At 62.6% G+C, this 20978-nt stretch carries 25 protein-coding genes; 21 read left to right on the top strand and 4 right to left on the bottom strand.

The window, feature by feature from the left end; all coding sequences use genetic code 11:
* The first annotated feature begins 11 nt into the window (after positions 1-11).
* From LCH97_RS16615 to LCH97_RS16555, 13 genes are all read left to right on the top strand, one after another.
* Positions 12-815, top strand: a complete 804-nt coding sequence (locus tag LCH97_RS16615; protein WP_227302618.1) for a class I SAM-dependent methyltransferase — start codon at positions 12-14, stop codon at positions 813-815.
* Between the two features lie 117 nt (positions 816-932).
* Positions 933-1436, top strand: coding sequence for a putative quinol monooxygenase (locus LCH97_RS16610; RefSeq protein ID WP_227302617.1), 504 nt, complete (start codon positions 933-935; stop codon positions 1434-1436).
* A gap of 117 nt (positions 1437-1553) precedes the next feature.
* Complete coding sequence (locus tag LCH97_RS16605) at positions 1554-1949, top strand: thioesterase family protein (protein ID WP_227302616.1); 396 nt, start codon at positions 1554-1556, stop codon at positions 1947-1949.
* Between the two features lie 154 nt (positions 1950-2103).
* Positions 2104-2601, top strand: coding sequence for a hypothetical protein (locus tag LCH97_RS16600; RefSeq protein ID WP_227302615.1), 498 nt, complete (start codon positions 2104-2106; stop codon positions 2599-2601).
* Positions 2598-3266 carry a PspA/IM30 family protein gene (locus tag LCH97_RS16595; RefSeq protein ID WP_227302614.1) on the top strand — a complete coding sequence of 223 codons (669 nt, stop codon included), beginning with the start codon at positions 2598-2600 and terminating at the stop codon, positions 3264-3266. The genes LCH97_RS16600 and LCH97_RS16595 overlap by 4 nt, the downstream gene beginning before the upstream one ends.
* A complete protein-coding gene (locus LCH97_RS16590; RefSeq protein WP_227302613.1) occupies positions 3263-3907 on the top strand; it encodes a YqiJ family protein in 645 nt (214 codons plus the stop codon). The genes LCH97_RS16595 and LCH97_RS16590 overlap by 4 nt, the downstream gene beginning before the upstream one ends.
* Before the next feature lie 12 nt (positions 3908-3919).
* On the top strand, positions 3920-5617 hold the full coding sequence (locus tag LCH97_RS16585; RefSeq protein ID WP_227302612.1) for a flotillin family protein: 1698 nt from the start codon (positions 3920-3922) through the stop codon (positions 5615-5617).
* Positions 5618-5865: 248 nt separating this feature from the next.
* Positions 5866-6324, top strand: coding sequence for a glycine zipper 2TM domain-containing protein (locus LCH97_RS16580; protein WP_227302611.1), 459 nt, complete (start codon positions 5866-5868; stop codon positions 6322-6324).
* A gap of 175 nt (positions 6325-6499) precedes the next feature.
* A complete protein-coding gene (locus LCH97_RS16575; protein WP_227302610.1) occupies positions 6500-7813 on the top strand; it encodes a Na+/H+ antiporter family protein in 1314 nt (437 codons plus the stop codon).
* 55 nt (positions 7814-7868) lie between these two features.
* Positions 7869-8072, top strand: coding sequence for a SlyX family protein (locus LCH97_RS16570; RefSeq protein WP_017510314.1), 204 nt, complete (start codon positions 7869-7871; stop codon positions 8070-8072).
* Between the two features lie 29 nt (positions 8073-8101).
* On the top strand, positions 8102-8581 hold the full coding sequence (locus LCH97_RS16565) for a GNAT family N-acetyltransferase (protein WP_227302609.1): 480 nt from the start codon (positions 8102-8104) through the stop codon (positions 8579-8581).
* The gene (locus tag LCH97_RS16560; protein ID WP_227302608.1) at positions 8578-9120 is read left to right on the top strand and encodes a hypothetical protein; all 543 of its coding nucleotides are present in this window, start codon (positions 8578-8580) and stop codon (positions 9118-9120) included. The genes LCH97_RS16565 and LCH97_RS16560 overlap by 4 nt, the downstream gene beginning before the upstream one ends.
* Positions 9117-9860, top strand: a complete 744-nt coding sequence (locus LCH97_RS16555; RefSeq protein WP_227302607.1) for an ABC transporter substrate-binding protein — start codon at positions 9117-9119, stop codon at positions 9858-9860. The genes LCH97_RS16560 and LCH97_RS16555 overlap by 4 nt, the downstream gene beginning before the upstream one ends.
* Positions 9861-9865: 5 nt before the next feature.
* Here the strand turns inward: LCH97_RS16555 and LCH97_RS16550 are convergent, their stop codons facing one another.
* Together LCH97_RS16550 and LCH97_RS16545 are read right to left on the bottom strand one after the other, a co-directional pair.
* The gene (locus LCH97_RS16550; protein ID WP_227302606.1) at positions 9866-10195 is read right to left on the bottom strand and encodes a hypothetical protein; all 330 of its coding nucleotides are present in this window, start codon (positions 10193-10195) and stop codon (positions 9866-9868) included.
* Between the two features lie 52 nt (positions 10196-10247).
* Entirely contained in the window at positions 10248-11159 is a 912-nt protein-coding gene (locus LCH97_RS16545; RefSeq protein ID WP_227302605.1) for a DMT family transporter, read from the bottom strand.
* A gap of 47 nt (positions 11160-11206) precedes the next feature.
* On the opposite strand from LCH97_RS16545, the gene dapC reads away from it, so the two are divergent.
* The 8 genes from dapC to LCH97_RS16505 all read left to right on the top strand — a co-directional run bounded on the left by dapC (position 11207) and on the right by LCH97_RS16505 (position 17288).
* On the top strand, positions 11207-12397 hold the full coding sequence (dapC, locus tag LCH97_RS16540) for a succinyldiaminopimelate transaminase (protein WP_227302604.1): 1191 nt from the start codon (positions 11207-11209) through the stop codon (positions 12395-12397).
* 50 nt (positions 12398-12447) lie between these two features.
* Positions 12448-13269, top strand: a complete 822-nt coding sequence (gene dapD / locus LCH97_RS16535) for a 2,3,4,5-tetrahydropyridine-2,6-dicarboxylate N-succinyltransferase (protein WP_147696138.1) — start codon at positions 12448-12450, stop codon at positions 13267-13269.
* 187 nt (positions 13270-13456) lie between these two features.
* Entirely contained in the window at positions 13457-14272 is an 816-nt protein-coding gene (locus tag LCH97_RS16530) for an ABC transporter ATP-binding protein (RefSeq protein ID WP_227302603.1), read from the top strand.
* Positions 14269-15051: a lipid asymmetry maintenance ABC transporter permease subunit MlaE gene (gene mlaE, locus LCH97_RS16525; protein WP_227302602.1), complete on the top strand. Its 783-nt coding sequence runs from the start codon at positions 14269-14271 to the stop codon at positions 15049-15051. The genes LCH97_RS16530 and mlaE overlap by 4 nt, the downstream gene beginning before the upstream one ends.
* A gap of 10 nt (positions 15052-15061) precedes the next feature.
* Entirely contained in the window at positions 15062-15547 is a 486-nt protein-coding gene (gene mlaD / locus LCH97_RS16520; protein WP_227302601.1) for an outer membrane lipid asymmetry maintenance protein MlaD, read from the top strand.
* A 30-nt stretch (positions 15548-15577) separates the two neighbouring features.
* Positions 15578-16189, top strand: coding sequence for a phospholipid-binding protein MlaC (locus LCH97_RS16515; RefSeq protein WP_227302600.1), 612 nt, complete (start codon positions 15578-15580; stop codon positions 16187-16189).
* On the top strand, positions 16186-16488 hold the full coding sequence (locus tag LCH97_RS16510) for a lipid asymmetry maintenance protein MlaB (protein WP_227302599.1): 303 nt from the start codon (positions 16186-16188) through the stop codon (positions 16486-16488). Before LCH97_RS16515 ends, LCH97_RS16510 begins: the two co-directional genes overlap by 4 nt.
* The gene (locus tag LCH97_RS16505; protein WP_227302598.1) at positions 16485-17288 is read left to right on the top strand and encodes a VacJ family lipoprotein; all 804 of its coding nucleotides are present in this window, start codon (positions 16485-16487) and stop codon (positions 17286-17288) included. The genes LCH97_RS16510 and LCH97_RS16505 overlap by 4 nt, the downstream gene beginning before the upstream one ends.
* A 92-nt stretch (positions 17289-17380) precedes the next feature.
* Here LCH97_RS16505 and LCH97_RS16500 read toward each other — a convergent pair whose 3' ends face one another.
* Both LCH97_RS16500 and LCH97_RS16495 read right to left on the bottom strand, forming a co-directional pair.
* The gene (locus LCH97_RS16500; protein ID WP_227302597.1) at positions 17381-19132 is read right to left on the bottom strand and encodes an ABC transporter ATP-binding protein; all 1752 of its coding nucleotides are present in this window, start codon (positions 19130-19132) and stop codon (positions 17381-17383) included.
* On the bottom strand, positions 19122-20864 hold the full coding sequence (locus LCH97_RS16495; protein ID WP_227302596.1) for an ABC transporter ATP-binding protein: 1743 nt from the start codon (positions 20862-20864) through the stop codon (positions 19122-19124). Before LCH97_RS16495 ends, LCH97_RS16500 begins: the two co-directional genes overlap by 11 nt.
* Positions 20865-20978: the final 114 nt, after the last annotated feature.

Here is a 20978-nt window from a genome sequence, read left to right as displayed (position 1 = left end):
AAGGAAAAACCATGCACGCCACGCCCCTGTACTGCGCCGAAAGCACCCGCCGCGACTCCGCCGAAAGCCTGGCCGCACGCTTTGCCCTGCCGCTGGTCAAACAGCGCCCGGACAGTGGCTACTGGCTGGAGCTGGGCCCGCAGCGGCTGGAGCTGGTCACCACCGGCAAGCACGGTGCGGTGTACGCCGAGTTTGTAGAAGGCGCCGCCAAGCACCGCCGCGAACAGGGTGGCGGCCGCGGCCAACCCGTGGCCAAGGCAGTGGGGCTGAAAGGCGCCAAAGACCTGCCGCGCATCGTGGATGCCACCGCTGGCCTGGGCGGCGACAGCTTTGTGCTGGCCACACTGGGCTGCGAGGTCACCATGCTGGAACGCTCGCCGGTGGCCGCCGCGCTGCTGTTCGACGCACTGGAGCGCGCCAGCGTGCACCCGGACACCATGGACATCGCCGCGCGCATGACGCTGATCCACGCCAACGCCATCAACTGGCTGGCCGCGCAGGCCGAATTACCGTGGGCGCAACGCCCCGAGGTGGTATTTGTCGACCCGATGTTCCCCGACACCGACAAGAAAAGCGCTGCCGCCAAGAAAGGCATGCAGGCTTTCCAGCACGTCATCGGCGACGACATGGACAGCGCCGCGCTGTTGGCAGCTGCGATCGATGCCGCCACCGGCCGTGTGGTGGTGAAGCGCCCGCAGCGCGGCGTGCCCATCGAGGGCGTCAAGCCATCGGTAGTGCTGGACGGCAAGTCCACCCGCTTCGACCTGTACGTGATCAAGGCGCTGCGGCCGCAGGACTTTGTTGGCCGCGACTAGGTTTGGTCGTGCCGCGACAGAAACAAGGGCAAGCCGCAGGCTTGCCCCTGTGCTTTTATGCATCGCCCGCGCCATGGCACAATGCCGGATCATTCTAAAAGCATATCCGGTGATGCCATGCCTACGCCCATCAAACTTGCCATCCTGATCGACACCCTGCCCGGCCGTGGCGAAGAGCAAGTGCAGGCCTTTGCCTCACTGGCACCGCGCATACGCGCCGAAAAAGGCTGCCTCGCCTACCAGCTGCACCGCGTGCCTGGGCAGGACGACCGCTTCGTGCTGACCGAAAGCTGGGCCAGCGCCGCCGACCTGGCCGCCCACGACGCTAGCGAGCACATGCAGGACGCGGCACCGTGGCTGGCCAGCTTTCGTGCCGGCCCGGTTACCGTGCTGCCGCTAGAAGAGGTACATCCTGCCCCGCTCCCTGCCGCGCGCAAAAGCGACAACAATTTGCCGCCCTTCCTGGCTAGCAGCATCCTGATCGGTACTGCATTGGCAACGCTGGCGCAACATTACTGGCCGCTCGGCAGCAGCATGCTGGCCAGTATTGGCAGCATGCTGCTAATGCAACGCTTACTGCAGGCCTGCCAGCAGCGCGGCTGGCTGCCCGGCAAACGCTGACGCGGCCAACCCTCCCGGCCTGGTACGCCGTGCGCTACACTGCCCTCCCCGTGTCCGGCGCCCACGCGGCACAGACCGCCCGCGCCGCCCTGCAACCCTTGCCTATGGAGCCTGCCGATGTCTGTTTTTACCCTGGAAATGAAAGTTCGCGATTACGAGTGCGATATGCAGGGCATCGTCAATAATGGTGTCTACTTCAACTACCTGGAACACGCCCGCCACGAATTCCTGCTGGAAAAAGGCATCGACTTCGCCCAGCTGGCGCGCGACAAGGTGAACCTGGTAGTAGTACGCGCCGAGCTGGACTACAAAGGCTCGCTCACCAGCGGCGACCGCTTTGCCGTGACCGTGGCTTACGAAGCCGTATCCAAGGTGCGCTTCGGCTTCCGCCAGCAAGTGATACGCCTGGCCGACAATAAGGTTGTACTGGAAGGCCTGGTCATCGGCACTGCCATCAACGAGCGTGGCCGCCCGGCTATTCCGGCCGACTTTGCCGCCAGGCTGGCGGAGTAAGACTTAGCCTAGCCCCCCCCTACCGCCCCGGTGCTCGCCGGGGCGTTTTGCTGTTACCACCGATACCACAGCCTGCCGCACCCTACCCCGGCCAATGTTTACATTTGAATGCGCCTTATGCATACTCCAATGCAATATGACAAGGAGGTGCAGCATGAGCCAGCAAATGGCCCCCCTTTCTGCCCGTATACCGGCGGATCTCTACACCTGGTTGGCCGCATTGCAGCTGGATGGTGCTACCACCACCAGTGACAAGCTGCGCATTCTGCTTGGTCAGCTCAAAAAAGAAGAAGACATTCTGGCCGACCCTGCCCAGGCCCACGTATGGCTAGGCGAGCGGCTTTACCCACTACGCCAGGCGCTGAACCGCATCGAGCTGCAAAGCGGCCAGCACAGTGACGCGCTCACGCTGCTACTGCAGCACACTACCCAGCTGATGGCGCTGCTGTTAGCCAGCCAGCCGCACACCCAGGCGCAAGCCACCGAGCTGGAAGCAAAACTGGTCAGCCACACATTGCGCATGGCCGAACTACTACTCCGCCAGGGGCTGGGCCCGCAGCATGCCAGCTACGACCCTGGCGTAATCCAACAGGGCATAGGCGGCATCCTGGCCCTGGCCGCGTTGTACACCACACCAAGGAGTGAGACATGAGCGACACGCTGAAGACCCGGGTTGGCCGCATCATCGCCGGTAGCGTCAATGCCCTGCTGGACCACCTCGAAGACCAGCAACCGGAAGCCATGATGGCGCAAAGCCTGCGCGAGCTGGACACCCTGCTGGACGATGTCCGCCACGAGCTGGGCAAAGCCTCGGCCAACCTGCACCTGGCACGCCAGCAACACGCGCGGCTGAACCAGCAGCACCAGACACTGGCCGAGCATATCGAACATGCCCTGGCAGAAGGGCGCGACGACCTGGCCCAGGCCGCCATCGCGCGGCAGATCGACATCGAAGCACAGCTACCGGTAATGGACACCAGCCTGGCCGAACTGCACGCCGGCGAACAGGCATTGGCAGGTTATGTTGCCGCCTTGCAGGGCAAGAAGCGCGAGCTGGCCGATACCTTGCAGGCTTACCAGCTTAGCCGCAAACAAGCGACCGCCCCCGCCAGCGCATCAACCGAGCCGGGCATCGCCCATCGCCTGGAACAAGTCGCCCGTGGCTTTGAAAACGTCTACCAGCGCCAGACCGGCCTGAGCCTGAACAGTGCCCAAGCCAGCTTGCAGCAGAGCAACCAGCTGCAAACGCTGGAAAACCTGGTGCGCGAACAGCAGATTGCCCAGCGCCTGGCCAGCATCAAGGCAGGCAAGGCATGAGCTGGTTCACTGCCACCGCCACCTGGCCGTTCTGGGTCGCCCTGCTGCTGATTCTGGGCATCGCCGTGCTTGAAGGGATCGGCCTGCTGCTGGCGGTCAGCCCCAGCAATGCGCTGGATGCCTGGCTTCCCGACTTTGACGACGCCGAATGGCTGGGCCGCGTGCTGGGCTGGCTGCACCTGGGCCGACTCCCCTCGCTGGTGCTGCTATTGCTGTTTCTCACCGGCTTTGCCTTGTTCGGCTTCGCCCTGCAACACCTGTTGCTGACGCTGACCGGCCACGCCTTGCCAGCCGTCATCGCCAGCTTGTTCGCCCTCCCCGCCGGCCTGGCGGGCACGCGCAGCCTGGGCGGCGTGTTGGTGCACGTGTTGCCGCGCGACGAAAGCAGCGCAGTGAGCGACCAGAGCTTTGTTGGCCGCAGCGCCATCATCAGCGCCGGCCACGCGCGGCGCGGGCTGGCAGCGCAAGCGAGGGTAAAAGATCAGCATGGGCGCACCCACTACCTGATGGTAGAGCCCGACCTGGAAGAGCAGCCTCTGGCCGAGGGTAGTGAAGTGCTGCTGGTCAGCAAGCCCGGCAGCTTTTATCGCGGTATTCCCCATCCGCACCCGACTCAACCGTCCGATACAACATCACACTAAGGAACCCTCTACATGGACAACCTGATCGGCATTGGCAGTATCGCCCTCATCCTTTTGCTAGTACTGGTGACCATCGGCGTCATCTTTGCCCGGCTATACAAACGCGCGACCAAGGAAATTGCCTTCGTGCGCACCGGCCTTGGTGGCCAGAAAGTCATCATGGACGGCGGCGCCATCGTGCTACCGGTGTTTCACGAGCGTGTACTGGTAAACATGAACACGCTGAAGCTGGAAGTGCTGCGCCAGGGTAAGGAAAGCCTGATTACCAAAGACCGCATGCGTGTCGATGTAACGGCAGCCTTCTTTGTGCGCGTCAAGCAAACCGAAGAAGCCATCAGTACCGCAGCGCAAACGCTGGGTGCCCGCACCATGAGCCCGGAAGAGCTCAAATCGCTGGTGGAAGACAAGTTTGTGGATTCGCTGCGCGCCACCGCTGCCACCATGTCGATCCAGGACCTGCAAGACATGCGCCGTGACTTCGTGCAGGCGGTACAGAACGCCGTAGCCGAAGATCTGGAAAAAAACGGCCTGGAGCTGGAATCGGTGTCGCTGACCAGCCTGGACCAGACCGACAAGCAATTCTTCAACCCCGACAACGCGTTTGATGCCGAAGGCCTGACCCGCCTGACCGAACAGACCGAGGCCCGCCGCAAGCAGCGCAACGACGTGGAACAGGATACCGAGGTACAAGTACGTACCAAAAACCTGGAAGCCACCCGCCTGAAGCTGACTATCGACAAAGACCAGGAATTCGCCAGCCTGTCGCAGACGCGCGAAATCGAAACCTTGCGCGCCGAACAAACGGCCCAGATTGCCACCCAGCAAGCCGAGCGCAACCGCGAAGCGGAGTCGGCCAAGATCGAGGCCGAGCGCCAGGTAAGCCAGAAACGCATCGAGGCCGAGCGCGAAATCCGCGCCGCCGAAATCGACAAGAATCTGGCGATCCAGAGCCGCGAAATCGAGCTGGAACGTCAAACCGAAGTGAAACGCGCCGAGCAGCGCAAACAGGTGGAAATGGCACGTCAGGACATGCAGATTGCCATCGCCAACAAGTCGCGCGAGCAGTCTGAAGCAGACGCTGCGGCCAACCAGGCACGCGCAGAAGCCGTCAAAGCAGAAGAAGCGGTGAACACCGCACGCGAAGTGGCAGTGGCCGAGCGCGACAAGGAAATCCAGCTGATCGAAGCGGCCAAGGACGCCGAACAAAACGCCATCGCCGTGAAAGTGGCGGCCAACGCCGAAAAAGAAGCCGCCATCGACCGCGCCGAAGCGCTCACCATTGAAGCACAGGCCAAACAGGCGGCCGCACTGGCCGAGGCCGAAGGCCGCCGCGCCATCAACAATGCGCTGAACACACTGTCTGCCGCGCAGATCGACCTGCAAGTACGCACCTTGCTGCTGCAACAGCTGCCGGCCATTCTGGAACAGGCCGTACGGCCGATGGAAAAGATCGACTCGATCCGTATTTTCCAGGCCAACGGCCTGCCCGGCACCACGGGCAGTGGCGGCGATGGCGGCACGGGCCAAGCGGCCACCTTCCCGGAACAGGTGATGAACTCGGCCTTGCAGTACCAGATCGCCAAGCCCATCGTGGACGCCGTCATGAAAGATGCCGGTTTGTCCAACGACGGCATAACCGGCATGGCCAACGTGCTGTCCGGCATGCTGGGTAAGGCAGACAACGCACCGGTACTGGATGCACAAAGCTAGAACAGCGCGTGTGACTGCTTTTGTAAATGGTCACACGCATGCCATGGCACCCTGCCTCAAACCGATTACGTCCTGTGGCGCCCAAGCTGCCCAAGCAGACAAGCGCACTGGCTAGCTATCACCGCCGTCTTGATGGCCATAGCCGAGCTGTCATCAATCGTCACAAACGGTTACCCTGTTTGCGCAAACGCTTGGCCGCAAACGTGGTCAAATACGGGCAGTAACGAATCATCGAGGGAGTACGCACCATGAAATCCAGACAAATCCTGATCGCCGGCATGCTGACCATGGTGGCACTTACCGGCTGCGCCACCAGCTCCGACTCGGCGCAGGTATACAGCAAAGGCCAGATGCGCCAGATGCACGAAGTGGAATACGGCAAGATCCTGGACATCAAGAACGTCAAAATGGAAGGCGACAAGAACGACCTGCTGACCCTGGGCGGCACAGCACTGGGTGGCCTGGCTGGTAGCAATATCGGTAAAGGCAGCGGCTCGGTAGCGGGCGCCATTGTCGGTGCCATGGCAGGTGGCCTGGCCAGCGAAGCCGTACAGCGCAACAACACCAAAAACGCCTACGAGCTGACCGTACAAATGGAAAAAGGCCGTACCGTGTCCATCGTGCAGGAAGCCGACGTGGTACTGAGCGTAGGCCAGCGCGTGAAGGTGATCACCGGCGGCGGTACGGCACGCGTGCTGCCGCTGTAAGCTTTGTGTTTATCACCAGCACCGGTGATGACAAGTACAGACAGCCTCCCTCGCGGAGGCTGTTTTGCATTCTGCGTGGCGCGCGGCAGCGGGTGCGGCCAACTGGACAGGCAAGCAAACAAGGGGTAGGCTCGCGGCCTTTTTTCCTTGTAAAACAATAACTTTGTATATACAAATGCTTGCCATCCCTGTCGCTATTACCCTGATGCTGGCCCTGTCGCTGGCGCGTACCCACGTTGTCATCAGCCTGATCGTCGCCTCGCTGGCCGGCGGCCTGCTGGGCGGGCTGGACCTGCCGCAAACCCTGGCCGCCTTCAACAAGGGCATTACCGGCGGTGCCTCCGTGGCGCTGTCTTATGCCCTGCTGGGCGCCTTTGCCGTGGCCATTGCCAAATCCGGCCTGCCGCACGCGCTGGCCGACGCTGCCGTGCAACAGCTGCAAAACAGCCAGCGCCAGCAAAAGCTGAAATGGCTGATGATCGCTTTACTGGCGGTAGTCAGCGTGATGAGCCAGAACCTGGTACCCATCCACATCGCCTTCATCCCGCTGCTGGTGCCGCCGCTGCTGTACGTGATGGCGCGCCTGCAGCTGGACCGCCGGCTGGTGGCCTGCGTGATTACCTTTGGCCTTACCACGCCGTACATGCTGTTTCCGGTGGGCTTTGGCGAAATCTTCCTGAAGCAGATTCTGCTGGGCAATATCGAAAAAGCCGGCATGCATGTGGCCAATGTCAACGTGATGCACGCCATGGCCATTCCGGCCGCCGGCATGCTGGCCGGCCTGCTGCTGGCGGTGTTTGTCAGCTACCGCAAACCGCGCCACTACAGCCTGGGCAAAATCGAAAACACCGAGCGCACTCACGCCAAGGTTGGCCGCAAGTCGCTGCTGACCTCGCTGTTTGCCATTGCCGCCGCGTTTGGCGTGCAACTGTACAGCGACTCGATGATGCTGGGCGCGCTGGCCGGCTTCCTGCTGTTTATCGCCAGCGGCGTGGTGAAGTGGGGCGACGCCGATAGCGTATTCAGCGACGGCATGAAGATGATGGCCATGATCGGCTTCATCATGATCACCGCGCAGGGCTTTGCCGAGGTACTGCAAGCCACCGGCAAGATCGGCGAGCTGGTGCAGGTATCGGCCGAGCTGTTCGGCCACAGCCGGGGTGCGGCGGCGTTTGCCATGCTGTTGGTCGGCTTGCTGGTCACCATGGGCATCGGCTCGTCGTTTTCCACCGTGCCCATCCTTACCGCCATCTACGTGCCGCTATGCCTGCAGCTGGGCTTTTCGCCGCTGGCTACCGTAGCGCTGATCGGCACTGCCGGTGCCCTGGGCGATGCCGGCTCGCCGGCGTCCGACTCCACGCTGGGGCCAACGTCAGGCTTGAATGTAGACGGCCAGCACGACCACATGCGCGATACCGTCATCCCCACCTTCCTGCACTACAACCTGCCGCTGCTGGCCGCCGGCTGGGTAGCGGCGATGGTGCTGTAAGCGGCAAGCGGTGGGGCTGCGTTACAATGCGGGTCAAACATTGATGGAACACGCCATGGAATCGCGCCTCACCGAGCTGGAAATCAAGGTCGCCCTGCAGGACGACCTGCTGGACACGCTCAACCTCACCATTGCCCGCCAGCAACAGCAGATCGACCTGCTGCAAGAGCAGCTGCGCCACCTGTACCGCATGCAGCAGGCCGGCAATCAGCCGGAAGAACAGCGCTCGCTGCGCGACGAGATCCCGCCGCACTACTAGACCAAACGCCCCCCCGCGATATACCCCCGATGACAACGCCTGCACTACTGGATGACTTGCTGGCGCTGGACGTGCTCACCTTGCGGCAGCACACCGAGGCCGCCGGCGACAGCTTCGACCCGGCCGCACACCGCCAGCAGTTGGCCGCCAGCCTGGCCGATAGCCAGCTGCTGCTCGTACGCGGCAGCGATGGCAGCCTGCACGGCTACGCACTGCTACGCCGGCAATCGGCCACGCACTGGTTTGTCGGCATGCTGAATGTGCACCCTGCGCACCGCCATCGCCGCGTGCTGCACGCACTGTTCCAGCAGTTGGCCGCCTTGCCTGGCTGGGCAGCAGACAGTGTTTTGCAAAGTCATGTGTATCGAACTAACCAAGCTTCGTTACAATTCCATAAAAAATTGGGTTTTATCCCCGAGCAGCAAAACGATAAAGCCGTGGCGTTATCGATACGCTACGACACGCTAAACGCACGCCTGCAGCGCCTACTGACGAAAGAACACGCATGAGTACACCGCTGGCACTGGCCAGAGAACTGGCACCCCAGCTGGCCGGCTACTGCTGGGCCATTGGTGGCAGCACCCTGCTGCAGCACCTGGACCTGGTAGAACAACCACGCGACCTGGACATCGCCACCACCGCGGCCGACTTTACCGCAGTACGCGCTGTGCTGGCCGCCCGCGGCCAAGACATTACTCCGCCGCCGCACCCGCAATACGCTACCCGCCACTTTGCCCGCTTCGACATGGGCAATGGCCTGAGCGTGGACCTGATCGCCGACATGGCCATCAAGCTGGAAAAAGGCAGCTACCGCTGGCCGTTTGACGCCAGTGCCCGCTTCGAGGCCGACGGCCTGCCGTGGTGCTGCCCGGAAGACTGGGCACTGCTGTACCGGCTGATGGGGCGCGAGGAACAAACTGAAGCGCTGGACGAATGGCTGAACGAGCACGGCATACAACACCCGCACCGGCTGGCGGCCAACCTGTTTGCCCAATACCCCGCCGGTGCCATGCAACCCGCCCCCGACTGGTGGCCGTGGGACGAATGAGCCGCCACCTTGCAGCCTGGCTGGCACTCTTTACCACCCTGCTGTGCGGTAGCGCGCACGCAGGGCGCGTGGTCAACCTGGCCAGTACCGACTACCCACCCTATTTCTCGCCACAATTGCCCGGCGACGGCGTGGTCGCGGCCATTACCCGTGCTGCGCTGGCCAAACACGGCCATACGCTCAAGCTTCATTACCGGCCATGGGCCAGGCTGATCGCCGAGGTAAAAACCGGGCAGTTCGATGGCGTCATGGCGGTATGGTACGAGCCGGCCCGCGCCGAATACCTGCACTACAGCCTGCCCCTGGTGAATACCGTGATGGGGTTTTACGGGCGCGTGGACAAGCCACTGGCCACCCTGCCGCTGTCCGCGTTGCGCACACAGGTCATCGGCACGGTACGGGGCTACAAGAACCCGGATGTATTCGAACAGGCAGGCCTGAAACAGGAGCTGGCTGCCGATGACCTCACCAATTTGCGCAAGTTGGCCGCGGGGCGGCTGGACCTGGTGCTGATCGACAAGGTATTGGCGCAGCACCTGCGCAGCCACCTCAGCCCCCAGGAACGCCAGGCCATCCGCTGGCAAGACCCGCCACTGGAAGTGATGCCGCTACACGTCGGCCTGCGCCGCGAGCTAGGCGATGGCGAACAGCTACTGGCCGACTTTAACGACGGCCTGCAAACCTTGCGCAAAAACGGTCAGCTGGCCGCGCTGATCCGCCAGTACCAGCTGGCGCAGTAACACGCCTAGCTGCGGCGTTTGCGGTCGCGCGATACCACGGCTTCGATATTCTTGCGGCCAATCAGCAGGCCGGCGCGCACCGGCTGCGGGGCGGTAGCGGCCAGCAAAGCCTGTGCGGCAGGGTTGGCCGCAAACACACCAGCCTCCTGCTGCAGCAAACCCGCCGTCTGCATTGCTTGCAACTGTTCCGCCACTACCGCATGGCTTTCTTGGCACGCCTCAGCCAGCTGTGCCACGGTCTGCCCGCTGCCGGCAGCCAGCAGCTGCTGCCATAGTTGCCGCGCCAGCGCGGGGGCCAGCGCCGCGCGCAAGCTTGTCAGATCGGGAGTGGTCATGGTGTCTGCCTGAAAAAAGAGGCCGGATTATGGCAGCAAGTACGCGTGCCAGCTACGTACTGGCCACAGCCGGCGCTACCCGTGGCTTGGCCACAATGCGCCCCGACAGCAGGCTGGCACTGGCAATCAGTGCGCCGCCGATATACTCCTGCAGCTGCATGTGCTCGCCGGCCAGCAGCCAGGCCGATACCGCCGCGAACACCAGCTCCATCAGCATCAGCGTCATCACCTGCGTAGCCGGCAGAATGCTCAACCCGTGCATGGAGATAATACTGGTAGACAACAGCGTCACCCCCAGCACCACAATCATCAGCAAGATGGGGATGTCGATCAGCGCCAGCTCGGCGCCCAGTTGGCCACGCCACAGCAGCGACACCAGCCCGCAGCCGGCCACGCCCAGCCACACCGACGCCGACTTCACCGGCACTGGCAGGCTGCTGGCACGTTTGGACAACACATTCCCCAGCGCAAAGCTGATGCCGCCGGATAGCGCCAGCCAGTCGGCACGGCTTTGCAGCAGGCCGCCCTGCAGCATATCGGGGCGGTACAGAATGGTGATGCAGCCCAGCAGCGACAGCGCCACCACGCCCCAGCCAACCTTGCTTAAGCGCTCGCGCAACAGCAGGCGCGAAAACAGCACCGTCCACAACGGCGACAAATAGAACAGCAGCAGCACGCGCATGACCTGGCCTTCCGACACTGCCCAGGTATAGCTGAAATTGCACCAGCCATAGAGCAAAGTCAGCGGAATCAGCACGCGATCAAAGCGAAACTGCCGCCGGAACACCTCGCGGAACACGAATACACCCAGGCAAGCCGACACCATATACACCGTCAGCGAGGTCGCCGCCGTAGAAAAACCAGCCTCGTGCAGCACGCGAAACGGGTACCACATCAGCCCCCACACCAGCGCCGTGGTCAGCGCGCAGCTCACGGCCAACAGCTTTTGTTTTACAAAATCCATATTGTTTTCTTACTATTGTCCTTTTGTTGCATTGCAAGGAAGCGGCGTTGAACCCCCACCTCGATCTGTTGCAGCCCTACCCGTTTCAGCGCTTGCGCGGCCTGCTGGCCGGCGTAACGCCCCCTGCCGAGCTGGCCCACATCAACCTGTCCATCGGCGAGCCCAAACACCCTACACCCGACGTGGTAAAAAATGCGCTGATCGCCAACCTGGACGGCCTGGCCGCCTACCCGGCTACGCTGGGCAGCGACGCCCTGCGTGCCGCGTGCAGCAGCTGGCTGCAGCGCCGCTACGGCATAGCCGTCGACCCGGCGCGCGAGATTCTGCCGGTATGCGGCAGCCGCGAGGCGCTGTTTTCGTTTGTACAAGCCGTCATCGACCCGCGTGGCAGCGACAAGCCGGTACTGATCTCGCCCAACCCCTTCTACCAGATCTACGAAGGCGCCGCCCTGCTGGCCGGTGCCGAGCCGTACTACGTAAACTGCCTGGCCGCCAACAGCTACCAGCCGGACTGGGCGGCCGTGCCGGAAGCCATCTGGCAGCGCACGCAAGTGGTAGTAGTGTGCAGCCCCGGCAACCCGACCGGGGCGGTCATGTCGCTGGATGACTGGAACACACTGTTCACGCTGTCCGACCGTTACGGCTTTATCATTGCCAGCGACGAATGCTACAGCGAGATCTATTTCGATACACCTCCACTCGGTGGATTGCAGGCTGCACAACAGCTGGGGCGCAGCTATGAACGGCTGGTGATGTTCACCAGCCTGTCCAAGCGCAGCAACGCGCCAGGCCTGCGTTCGGGCTTTGTGGCGGGCGATGCGCGCATTCTGGAAAAATTCCTGCTGTACCGCACCTACCATGGCAGCGCCATGAGCCAGACCATCCAGCAGGCCAGTATTGCCGCCTGGCAGGACGAAGAACATGTCGCGGCCAACCGCGCAGCGTATACTGCCAAGTTCGACGCCGTCACCGCGCCTTTGGCACAGGTACTGAACGTCAGCCGCCCGGACGCCGGTTTTTACCTGTGGGCCGAAGTACCCGGTGGCGACGACGCCGCCTTTGCCCGCGCGCTGTTTGCCGAAGAACACATTACCGTGCTACCCGGTAGCTACCTGGCCCGCGACGCCCACGGCGTAAACCCTGGCGCCGGCCGTATCCGCCTGGCGCTGGTCGCCCCGCTGGCCGAATGCGAAGCTGCCGTGCCGCGCCTTATCCGCTTTGTGAAAAGCCGTACATAACAGACATCGAGATCATGACCACTATCCACATTGCCCAAGGACTGAACCATATGCACCCGATCCAGCCCATTATCGAACTGGCTTTTGAAAACCGTGCCGAGATCACCCCGGCTACCGTGTCTCCCGAGCTGAAAGCCGCGGTTGAACAGGTGATCGAAGAGCTGGACAACGGCCACCTGCGCGTAGCCGAAAAAATCGACGGCGACTGGGTCGTACACCAGTGGGTGAAAAAAGCGGTGCTGCTGTCGTTCCGTATCCGCGACAACGTACTGCTGGACGACGGCGTGAGCCGCTATTTCGACAAAGTCGACACCAAGTTTGCCGACTGGAACCAGGAACGCTTCCAGCAAGCCGGCTTCCGCGCCGTACCGGGTGCCGTAGCGCGTAAAGGCAGCTTCGTGGCCAAGAACACCGTGCTGATGCCGTCCTACGTGAACATTGGCGCCTATGTAGACGAAGGCACCATGGTAGACACCTGGGCCACCGTAGGTAGCTGCGCCCAGATCGGCAAGAACGTGCACCTGTCCGGTGGCGTCGGCATCGGCGGCGTACTGGAGCCGCTGCAAGCCAACCCGACCATCATCGAAGACAACTGCTTCATCGGTGCCCGCTCCGAAGTGGTAGAAGGCGTGATCGTGGGCGAGGGCTCGGTGATCTCCATGGGCGTGTACATCGGCCAATCCACCAAGATTTACGACCGCGAAACCGGCGAAGTAAGCTACGGCCGCATCCCGCCGGGCTCGGTAGTGGTGTCCGGCAACCTGCCATCGAAAGACGGCAGCCACAGCCTGTACTGCGCCGTGATCGTGAAAAAGGTCGATGCACAGACGCGTAGCAAGACCAGCATCAACGAACTGTTGCGCGGGGTGTAAAGCCTATACGTAGTGCTTTGTTTCTGTTGTGATTTTTGATATAAATAATCACGCACGGTAACAATTTCTACACAAAAAAAACGCACTGGCATTTGGCGCACTGCACACAAGGCAGATAAAATGTTCACAGGGGGTCGGGTAAACCGGCTCCCTGTTTCTTCTTGATTTCACAGGACAATCCCTGATCGTGTCTTCCGACAGTTTCATAGAGCTCAAGAATGTCAGCTTTGCTTACGGCGACCGGCCGATACTGCAAGACATTTCGCTCACCATCGCGCGCGGCAAGCTGGTGGCCATCATGGGCGGCAGCGGCAGCGGTAAAACCACGCTGCTGCGGCTGATCTCCGGCCAGGTGCTGGCGCAAAAAGGCCAGGTACTGGTCAATGGCCAGGACGTTGGCCGCATGAGCAGCCGCGATCTGTACCAGCACCGCCGCCGCATGGGCATGCTGTTCCAGTTTGGCGCCCTGTTTACCGACCTGTCGGTATTCGACAACGTGGCTTTCCCTATCCGCGAACACACCCGCCTGCCGGAAAGCCTGATCCGCGACCTGGTGCTGATGAAGCTGAACGCCGTGGGCTTGCGCGGTACCGAAGCGCTGATGCCGGCCGAGCTGTCCGGCGGTATGGCCCGCCGTATCGCGCTGGCGCGCGCCATCGCACTCGACCCGCAGATCATGCTGTACGACGAGCCGTTTACCGGCCTGGACCCGATCTCGCTGGGCACCATTGCGCTGCTGATCAAAAAGCTGAACGACGCGCTGGGCACCTCGGCCGTGATGGTGACGCACGACGTCCACAAATCGCTGGAAATCGTCGACCACGTGTACTTTGTCGCCGGCGGCAAGATTGCCGCTGAAGGCACACCGGACGAAGTACGCCACTCTGCGTCTCCCTGGGTACAGCAGTTCGTGCAAGGCGAGGCCGATGGCCCGGTGCACTTTGCCTACCCGGCCACTGACAGCCTGGCGCAAGCTTTCGGCATCAAGGGGGAAACCGCATGAATGCCCTGCTAGCCCCTATCCGCCGCCTGGGCGCGCTCAGCATCAACGCCATCTGGCGCCTGGGCTTCATCAGCCGCTTTTTTGTGGCCATCCTGCTGAACTCGGGCCAGAGCCTGCTGCGCTTCCAGCTCACCATCCGCGAAGTGTATTTCGCCGGTGTACTGTCGCTGATCATCATCATCGTGTCCGGCCTGTTTGTCGGCATGGTGCTGGGCCTGCAGGGCTACAACACCCTGGCACGCTTTGGCTCCGCCGACGCGCTGGGCGCGCTGGTGGCACTGTCGTTGCTGCGCGAGCTGGGCCCGGTGTTGGCCGCGCTGCTGTTTGCCAGCCGCTCCGGCAGCGCCATGACCGCTGAAATCGGCCTGATGAAAGCCACCGAACAGCTGGAAGCCATGAGCGTGATGGCGGTGAACCCCATCGCCCGCGTGGTAGCCCCGCGCTTCTGGGCCGGTGTGATCTCCATGCCTATCCTGGCGGCGCTGTTCAACGTCATGGGTATCTTTGGCGGCTATCTGGTGGGGGTGGAAATGATCGGCCTGGACGCCGGTACTTTCTGGTCGCAGATGCAGAACAACGTTGACCTGCACTACGACGTGATCAACGGCCTGACCAAAAGCGTGTTCTTCGGCATGGCCGTTACCCTGATAGCCGTATTCGAAGGCTACGACGCCACCCCGACAGCTGCAGGCGTATCGTCTGCCACAACCCGCACCGTGGTGACCTCGGCACTGGTCATCCTGGCACTGGACTTTGTCCTGACTGCCTTCATGTTCTAGGAACTACACAATGAAACGCTCTACGATTGATTTATGGGTTGGCCTGTTTGTCGCCATCGGTATTGCTGCCATGACTTTCCTGTCGCTGAAGGTAGCTAATCTCACACCACAAAGCGGCAGTGAAACCTACACGCTGACAGCCGACTTCGACAATATCGGCGGCCTGAAAGTAAAAGCACCGGTGAAATCGTCCGGCGTGGTGGTTGGCCGCGTCACCAAGATCGAGCTGGATACCAAGCGCTACGTGGCCCGCGCCACGCTGACGCTGGACAAACAATACCAGTTCAGCCGCGACACCAGCGCCGAGATCCTTACCGCCGGCCTGCTGGGCGAGCAATACATCGGCCTGGTACAAGGTGGTGACCCGGACAACCTGGCCAGCGGCGACCGTATCAGCCTGACCTCCTCCGCCCTGGTGCTGGAACAGCTGATCGGCAAGTTCATGACCAGCTTTGCCGAAAAGGGCACACAAGACGCCCCGGCCAAAACAGAATAAACCTGACCTCTCCAGAGAAAGACGCACATCATGAAAAAACTGTTCACCACCCTGCTGCTCATGCTTGGCCTGGCTACCCCGGCCCTGGCAGCCGGCGATAGCCCGGTAGACGTGATCAGCACCACTTCGCAAAACGCCTTGGACCTGCTGAAAAAAGAAAACGGCAAGAACACCGCCCAGGTTCGCAAACAGGTAGAAGACATGGTTGTCCCGCTGTTCGACTTTACCCGCATGACCGCGCTGGCGGTGGGTAAAGACTGGCGCGCCGCGACCCCGGCACAGCAAACCCAGCTGGCCGAACAGTTCCAGACCCTGCTGGTACGCACCTACTCGTCCACCATGACCCGTTTCAAAAGCGCGCAAATCGACGTAAAGCCTAACGCGCAGATCAACAACAACGGCCGTGAAGCCGTGGTGAAATCCGAAGTCACCCTGCCGGGCAATGGCGACAAGAAAAACGTGATGGTGGACTACACCCTGTACAAAGGCGCACAGGGCTGGAAGATTTTTAATGTCAGCGTAGAAGGTGCCAGCCTGGTTACCATCTACCGCAACCAGTTTGGTGAAGAAATCCGCAAAAACGGCGTGGATGGCCTGATCAAGCTGCTGAAAGACAAAAACCAGCCAGGCAAACCGGCATGACCCTCACCCGTACCGCCCCCGCCCAGCTTGCCCTGCAAGGTGACGTGGGCATGGACAGCGCTGCAGCCATCCAGGCCGAGCTGGCAGGCGCCTTGCAAGGCGGAGACATCACGCTGGACCTGGCGGCACTGGGCAAGGTCGACTCTGCCGCCATCGCCCTGCTGATGGACGCCGTGCGCCAACAGCAGGCGCATGGCGGCCAACTACACCTGCGTAACGTACCCGATAGCATCCATGTGCTGGCCCAGCTGTACGAGCTGGCACCGCTACTGGGCCTGAACCGGAGCGAAACGCCATGAAACAGCCGCTGATTCTGGTGGCCTGCTGCGCGCTGGCCGCCTGCGCCAGCCCCGGCGGCCACCCGCAAGACCCGCTGGAACCGATGAACCGTGCGGTGTTCGGCTTTAACGAAAAAGCTGACCAATACGTACTGAAACCGGTGTCGGAAGGTTACCGCTACATTACCCCGCAGCCGGTACGCACCGCCGTGGGCAATGTGTTCGACAACCTGCGCGATGTCTATAGCCTGGCGAACCATGTACTGCAACTGGAAGGCAAGAAAACCGCCACCGACGTACTGCGCGTGTCGATCAACAGTACCTTCGGCCTGTTCGGGCTGATCGACCTGGCTACTCCGATGGGTCTGCCCAGCTACAAAGCCACCCTGGGCGATACCTTTGCCCACTACGGCTGGCAGCAGAGCAGCTATCTGGTATTGCCGCTGCTGGGGCCAAGCACCATTCGCGATGGTACCGGCATGGGGCTGTCGTTCGGCTACAGTAGCGGTAGCTGGGTATTCCAGGAAAACCGCGATGCCGCGGCCGCCACCATCCTGTACGGCGTAGCCAGCCGCGAAAAGCTGCTGGGTCTGGACGAGACCTTTAGCGAAGCCGCGCTGGACCGCTACAGCTATATGCGCGACGGCTACCTGCAATACCGCAATGCCAAGATAGGCTTCACCCCGCCGGCCAGCCAGCAGAACCCCGACGACGACAATATCGACGACCTGGTACCGGAAGACACACCGGCTTCCGCGCCTGCCGCTGCTGCGCCACAGGCGGATGCCTCTGCCCCTGTAGCAGCGGCCCCAGCCCCATAGGCCAGTGCCCTGACCAAAACAAACGGCTACCCTCGGGTAGCCGTTTTGCATGCTGGCGGCCATGCGGCCAACCTTTACCCCGTCAGGCAGGTCTAGCCCTGCTCCACCACACTTTCCAGCTGCTGCAGCAGGTACAGGCGCTGGTAGATGCCGCTCTCTATCGCCATCAAAGCGTCGTGGTTCCCCTGCTCGGCGATGGCTCCGTGGTTCAGCACCACAATCTGGTCCGCGTCGCGAATGGTAGACAGGCGATGGGCAATGGAAATCAGCGTGACCTTGCCGTGCAGACGCGCCAGCGCCTGCTGCACCAGCTGCTCGGTTTCGCTATCGATATGCGATGTGGCCTCGTCCAGCAACAAGATGCGTGGCTGGCCCGCCAAAGCACGGGCAATGGCAATCAGCTGCTTTTGCCCTACCGATAGCCGGGTACCACCTTCGCCCATATCGGTGTCGTAGCCGTGCTCCAGCGCCATGATCAGCTCGTGTACGCCGGCCGCCTGGGCCGCAGCCTCGATCGCCGCCTGGCTCAGGCCACGACCCATGTCGATGTTGTCGCGCGCACTGGCCGCCAGCAGGAAGGGGTCTTGCGGCACCAGCCCTACACCGGCACGGAAAGCCAGGTCGCTAATCGTGGCAAGCGGGCGGCCATCGATGCAGACATCACCCGCCTGCGGCGCATAAAAGCGCAGCAAGAGCGACAGCAGCGTGGACTTGCCGCTGCCGGTGTGGCCGACAATGCCGTAAAACGCCCCCGCGGGGATGTGCAGGGACACATCGTGCAGCACCGGGTGGGCGGCATCGTAGCCAAAGCGCACGCTGCGGAAGCTCACCTCGCCCGCCGTAATACTGCTGCCCTCGCCACCGCTTGCGGCCAACCCTTCGCGCAGCAAACCATTCACGCGTGACGCCGCCACCACCGCCTGCTGCAGCTGGGAAAACTGCATGGTGATCTGGATCAGCGGCTCCACCACGCGCGCGATGTAGCTGACAAAGGCATACAGCACGCCCACCTCCAGCCCGCTTACGCGATGGCTGCCAAATACCCAGATCACCGTGGCCAGCAGCAGCACGTTCAGCAAATCCAGCGCCGGGCGCAGCAGCCAGGCGTTGGCGCGCAGCTCGGCCATGCGTGCGCCGTATAACTGCTGGTTGGTTTGGGCAAACCGCCGGGCAAAACGCTGCTCTGCCCCGCTGGCCTGCAACACGCTCATGCCGGCAATGGATTCGGCCACCTGGGCGTTGATATCGCTGCGCAGCTGGCGCGCTTTCGTCACCGATGGTGCGCTCCAGCGCTGGTACAGCCACACGATCAGAAACACCGCCGGCAGCAGCAGCATCACCACCAGCGCCAGGCGCCAGTTCAGCCACGCCATGGCGGCCAAGGCGCCGCACACCACGATTACGCTGTCCAGCATCACGAACAGCACCTGCACGTACAGCTGCTTTACCGCCTCGGTATCGTTGGTAACGCGGCTGACCAGCTGGCCGGTAATGGCCTTGTCGAAAAACGCCATCGGCAGCGCCAGCACATGGCCGTATACCTCCTCGCGCAGGCGGCGCACCGAACGCATGGCCACACCCGCCAGGCGCAACAGCTGCAGGTAACGCAGCAAGGTGGCCACCAGGCCGCTGAGCAAAATACCGCCCAGCAGCAGGGCCACATCCAGCGCCACCCAATGCCGTGGCAGCAGATAGTTATCGATAAAGTATTTGCCCAGCAGCGGCCCGCACGCCTCGAGCAAGGCGGCCAGCAGCAGGCAGAAAAAGCCCAGCCACACATGGTGGCGTTCGGGCGCGGCGGCATGGCGCAATAGCGCCATGGCTTGTTGTCGCTCAGCACTCATCCAGGCTGGCCTCCAGTTGCTGATAGCGCCACTGGCTGGCATACCAGCCATCCAGGGCTAAAAGGTCGGTATGGTGCCCGCGTTCGCTAACGCGCCCGTGCTTCAGCACCAGGATCTCGTCGGCATCCACTACCGCAGACAGGCGGTGGCTCACGATCAGCAGCGTACGCCCCTGCCGCGCCGCGCGCAGGTGTTGCAGGATGGCGGTTTCGGTTTGCGTATCCACCGCCGACAGCGCGTCGTCCAGTATCAGCAGCGGGGCATCGGACAACAGCGCGCGGGCGATGGCTACCCGCTGGCGCTGGCCGCCAGACAGGCTAACGCCCTTCTCCCCTACCGGCGTGTCGTAGCCCTGCGGCAGGCGCAGGATGTCGTCGTGCACGGCGGCCAGCTGCGCCACGCGCTCGATATCCGCGCGGCTGGCGTCGGGCTTCACCAGCGCGATATTGTCGGCCACGCTGGCCGAGAACAGGAACGCCTCCTGCGGCACCCAGCTGATGGCACGGCGCAACGCGTTAAGGGTGTAATCGTCCAGCGCCTGCCCCTGCCACAGAATGCGGCCAACCTTGGGGTGGTACTGGCGCAGCAACAGCTTCAGCAGCGTGGATTTACCGCTGCCGGTAGGCCCGACCAGCGCCAGCACACCGCCGGCAGGCAGGCTCAGGCTCACCCCGTCCAGCGCCGCTTGCACTTGCTGCGGGTAGCTAAAGCCCACCTCGTCCAGCTGCAGGGTGCCGCTGGGGATGGCTCCTTGGCTGCCATGGTCGTCTACCGTAAGCGGTGCCGACAGGATGGGATCCAGCCGCGCCCAGGCCGCCTTGCCGCGCTCCAGCAGCGCCAGCACCCAGCCGGCAGCGAACATCGGCCAGATCAGCTGGCCCAGATACATGGAAAAACTGGTGAGCTGGCCAATGCTCAGGCTACCGTGCCATACCAGATAGCCTCCCAGCGACAGCGTCAGCACGCTGGCGGCGGTCAGCGTCATGCCCACCGTGGGTTCGAAAGCGGCCTCCCAGCGCTGGGCGGTCAGGCTGGCGTCGGCGGCGTTGGCCGCCAGCTGCGCCATGGTGCGGCGGTTGCGTGCTTCCAGCCCCAGCGCACGCAGGGTACGCACGCCGCTAAGGGTTTCCTGCACGTGGTCGTTCAGCGCCGAAAAGCGCTGCAGCGAATCGGTAGACGCCTGGTGCACATGGCGTGAAATACGCCAGAAACCAAACGCCATCAGCGGAAACGGTAGCAGCGCGACAGCGGCCAGCCGCCAGTCTACACCCAGCGTCATCATGCCCAGCACCAGGGTGAGCGTGAGCGCACCGTCAAAGCCGGCCAGCATGGCCTCGCCGGCGGCCATCTCCACCGCGTCGATATCGTTGGTGGCACGCGCCATCAGGTCGCCGGTACGCTGGTGCTGGTAAAAGCCCGGCCCCTGTGCGGCCAGCTTGTGGTACAGCGCTACGCGCAGATCCACGCCCAGCTGGTAGCTGGCGGCAAACAGCTGCAAACGCCAACCCACGCGCAAAAAGTAAATCGCCAGGCCCATGGCCAGCAGGCCGGCCAATTGCCAGTAAAGCGTGCTACCGCCCAGGCTGCCGGCCACCAGGCCATCGATAATGCGGCCAACCTGGCGCGGGATGCTCACGGTGAGCACCGCCACACAGGCCAGCATGGCCGCAGCCGCCAGATAGCGTGCCCAATGCTGGCGGATAAACTGTTTCAGAAAGCCAAACAGGCTCATGCCTTCCTCCTGGGCGCTGCCAAAAACTGCAGCCTGCCCGTGGCTGGGTAAACAGGGAGTGTGCAGAAAAAACGCCCGCCAGGCACCTGACCTGACGGGCGGTAACAGCGGGCA

The sequence above is a fragment of the Vogesella sp. XCS3 genome (assembly GCF_020616155.1).
In the GTDB taxonomy this organism is placed as follows: domain Bacteria; phylum Pseudomonadota; class Gammaproteobacteria; order Burkholderiales; family Chromobacteriaceae; genus Vogesella.
This window is presented reverse-complemented; position numbering and strand designations above follow the sequence as displayed.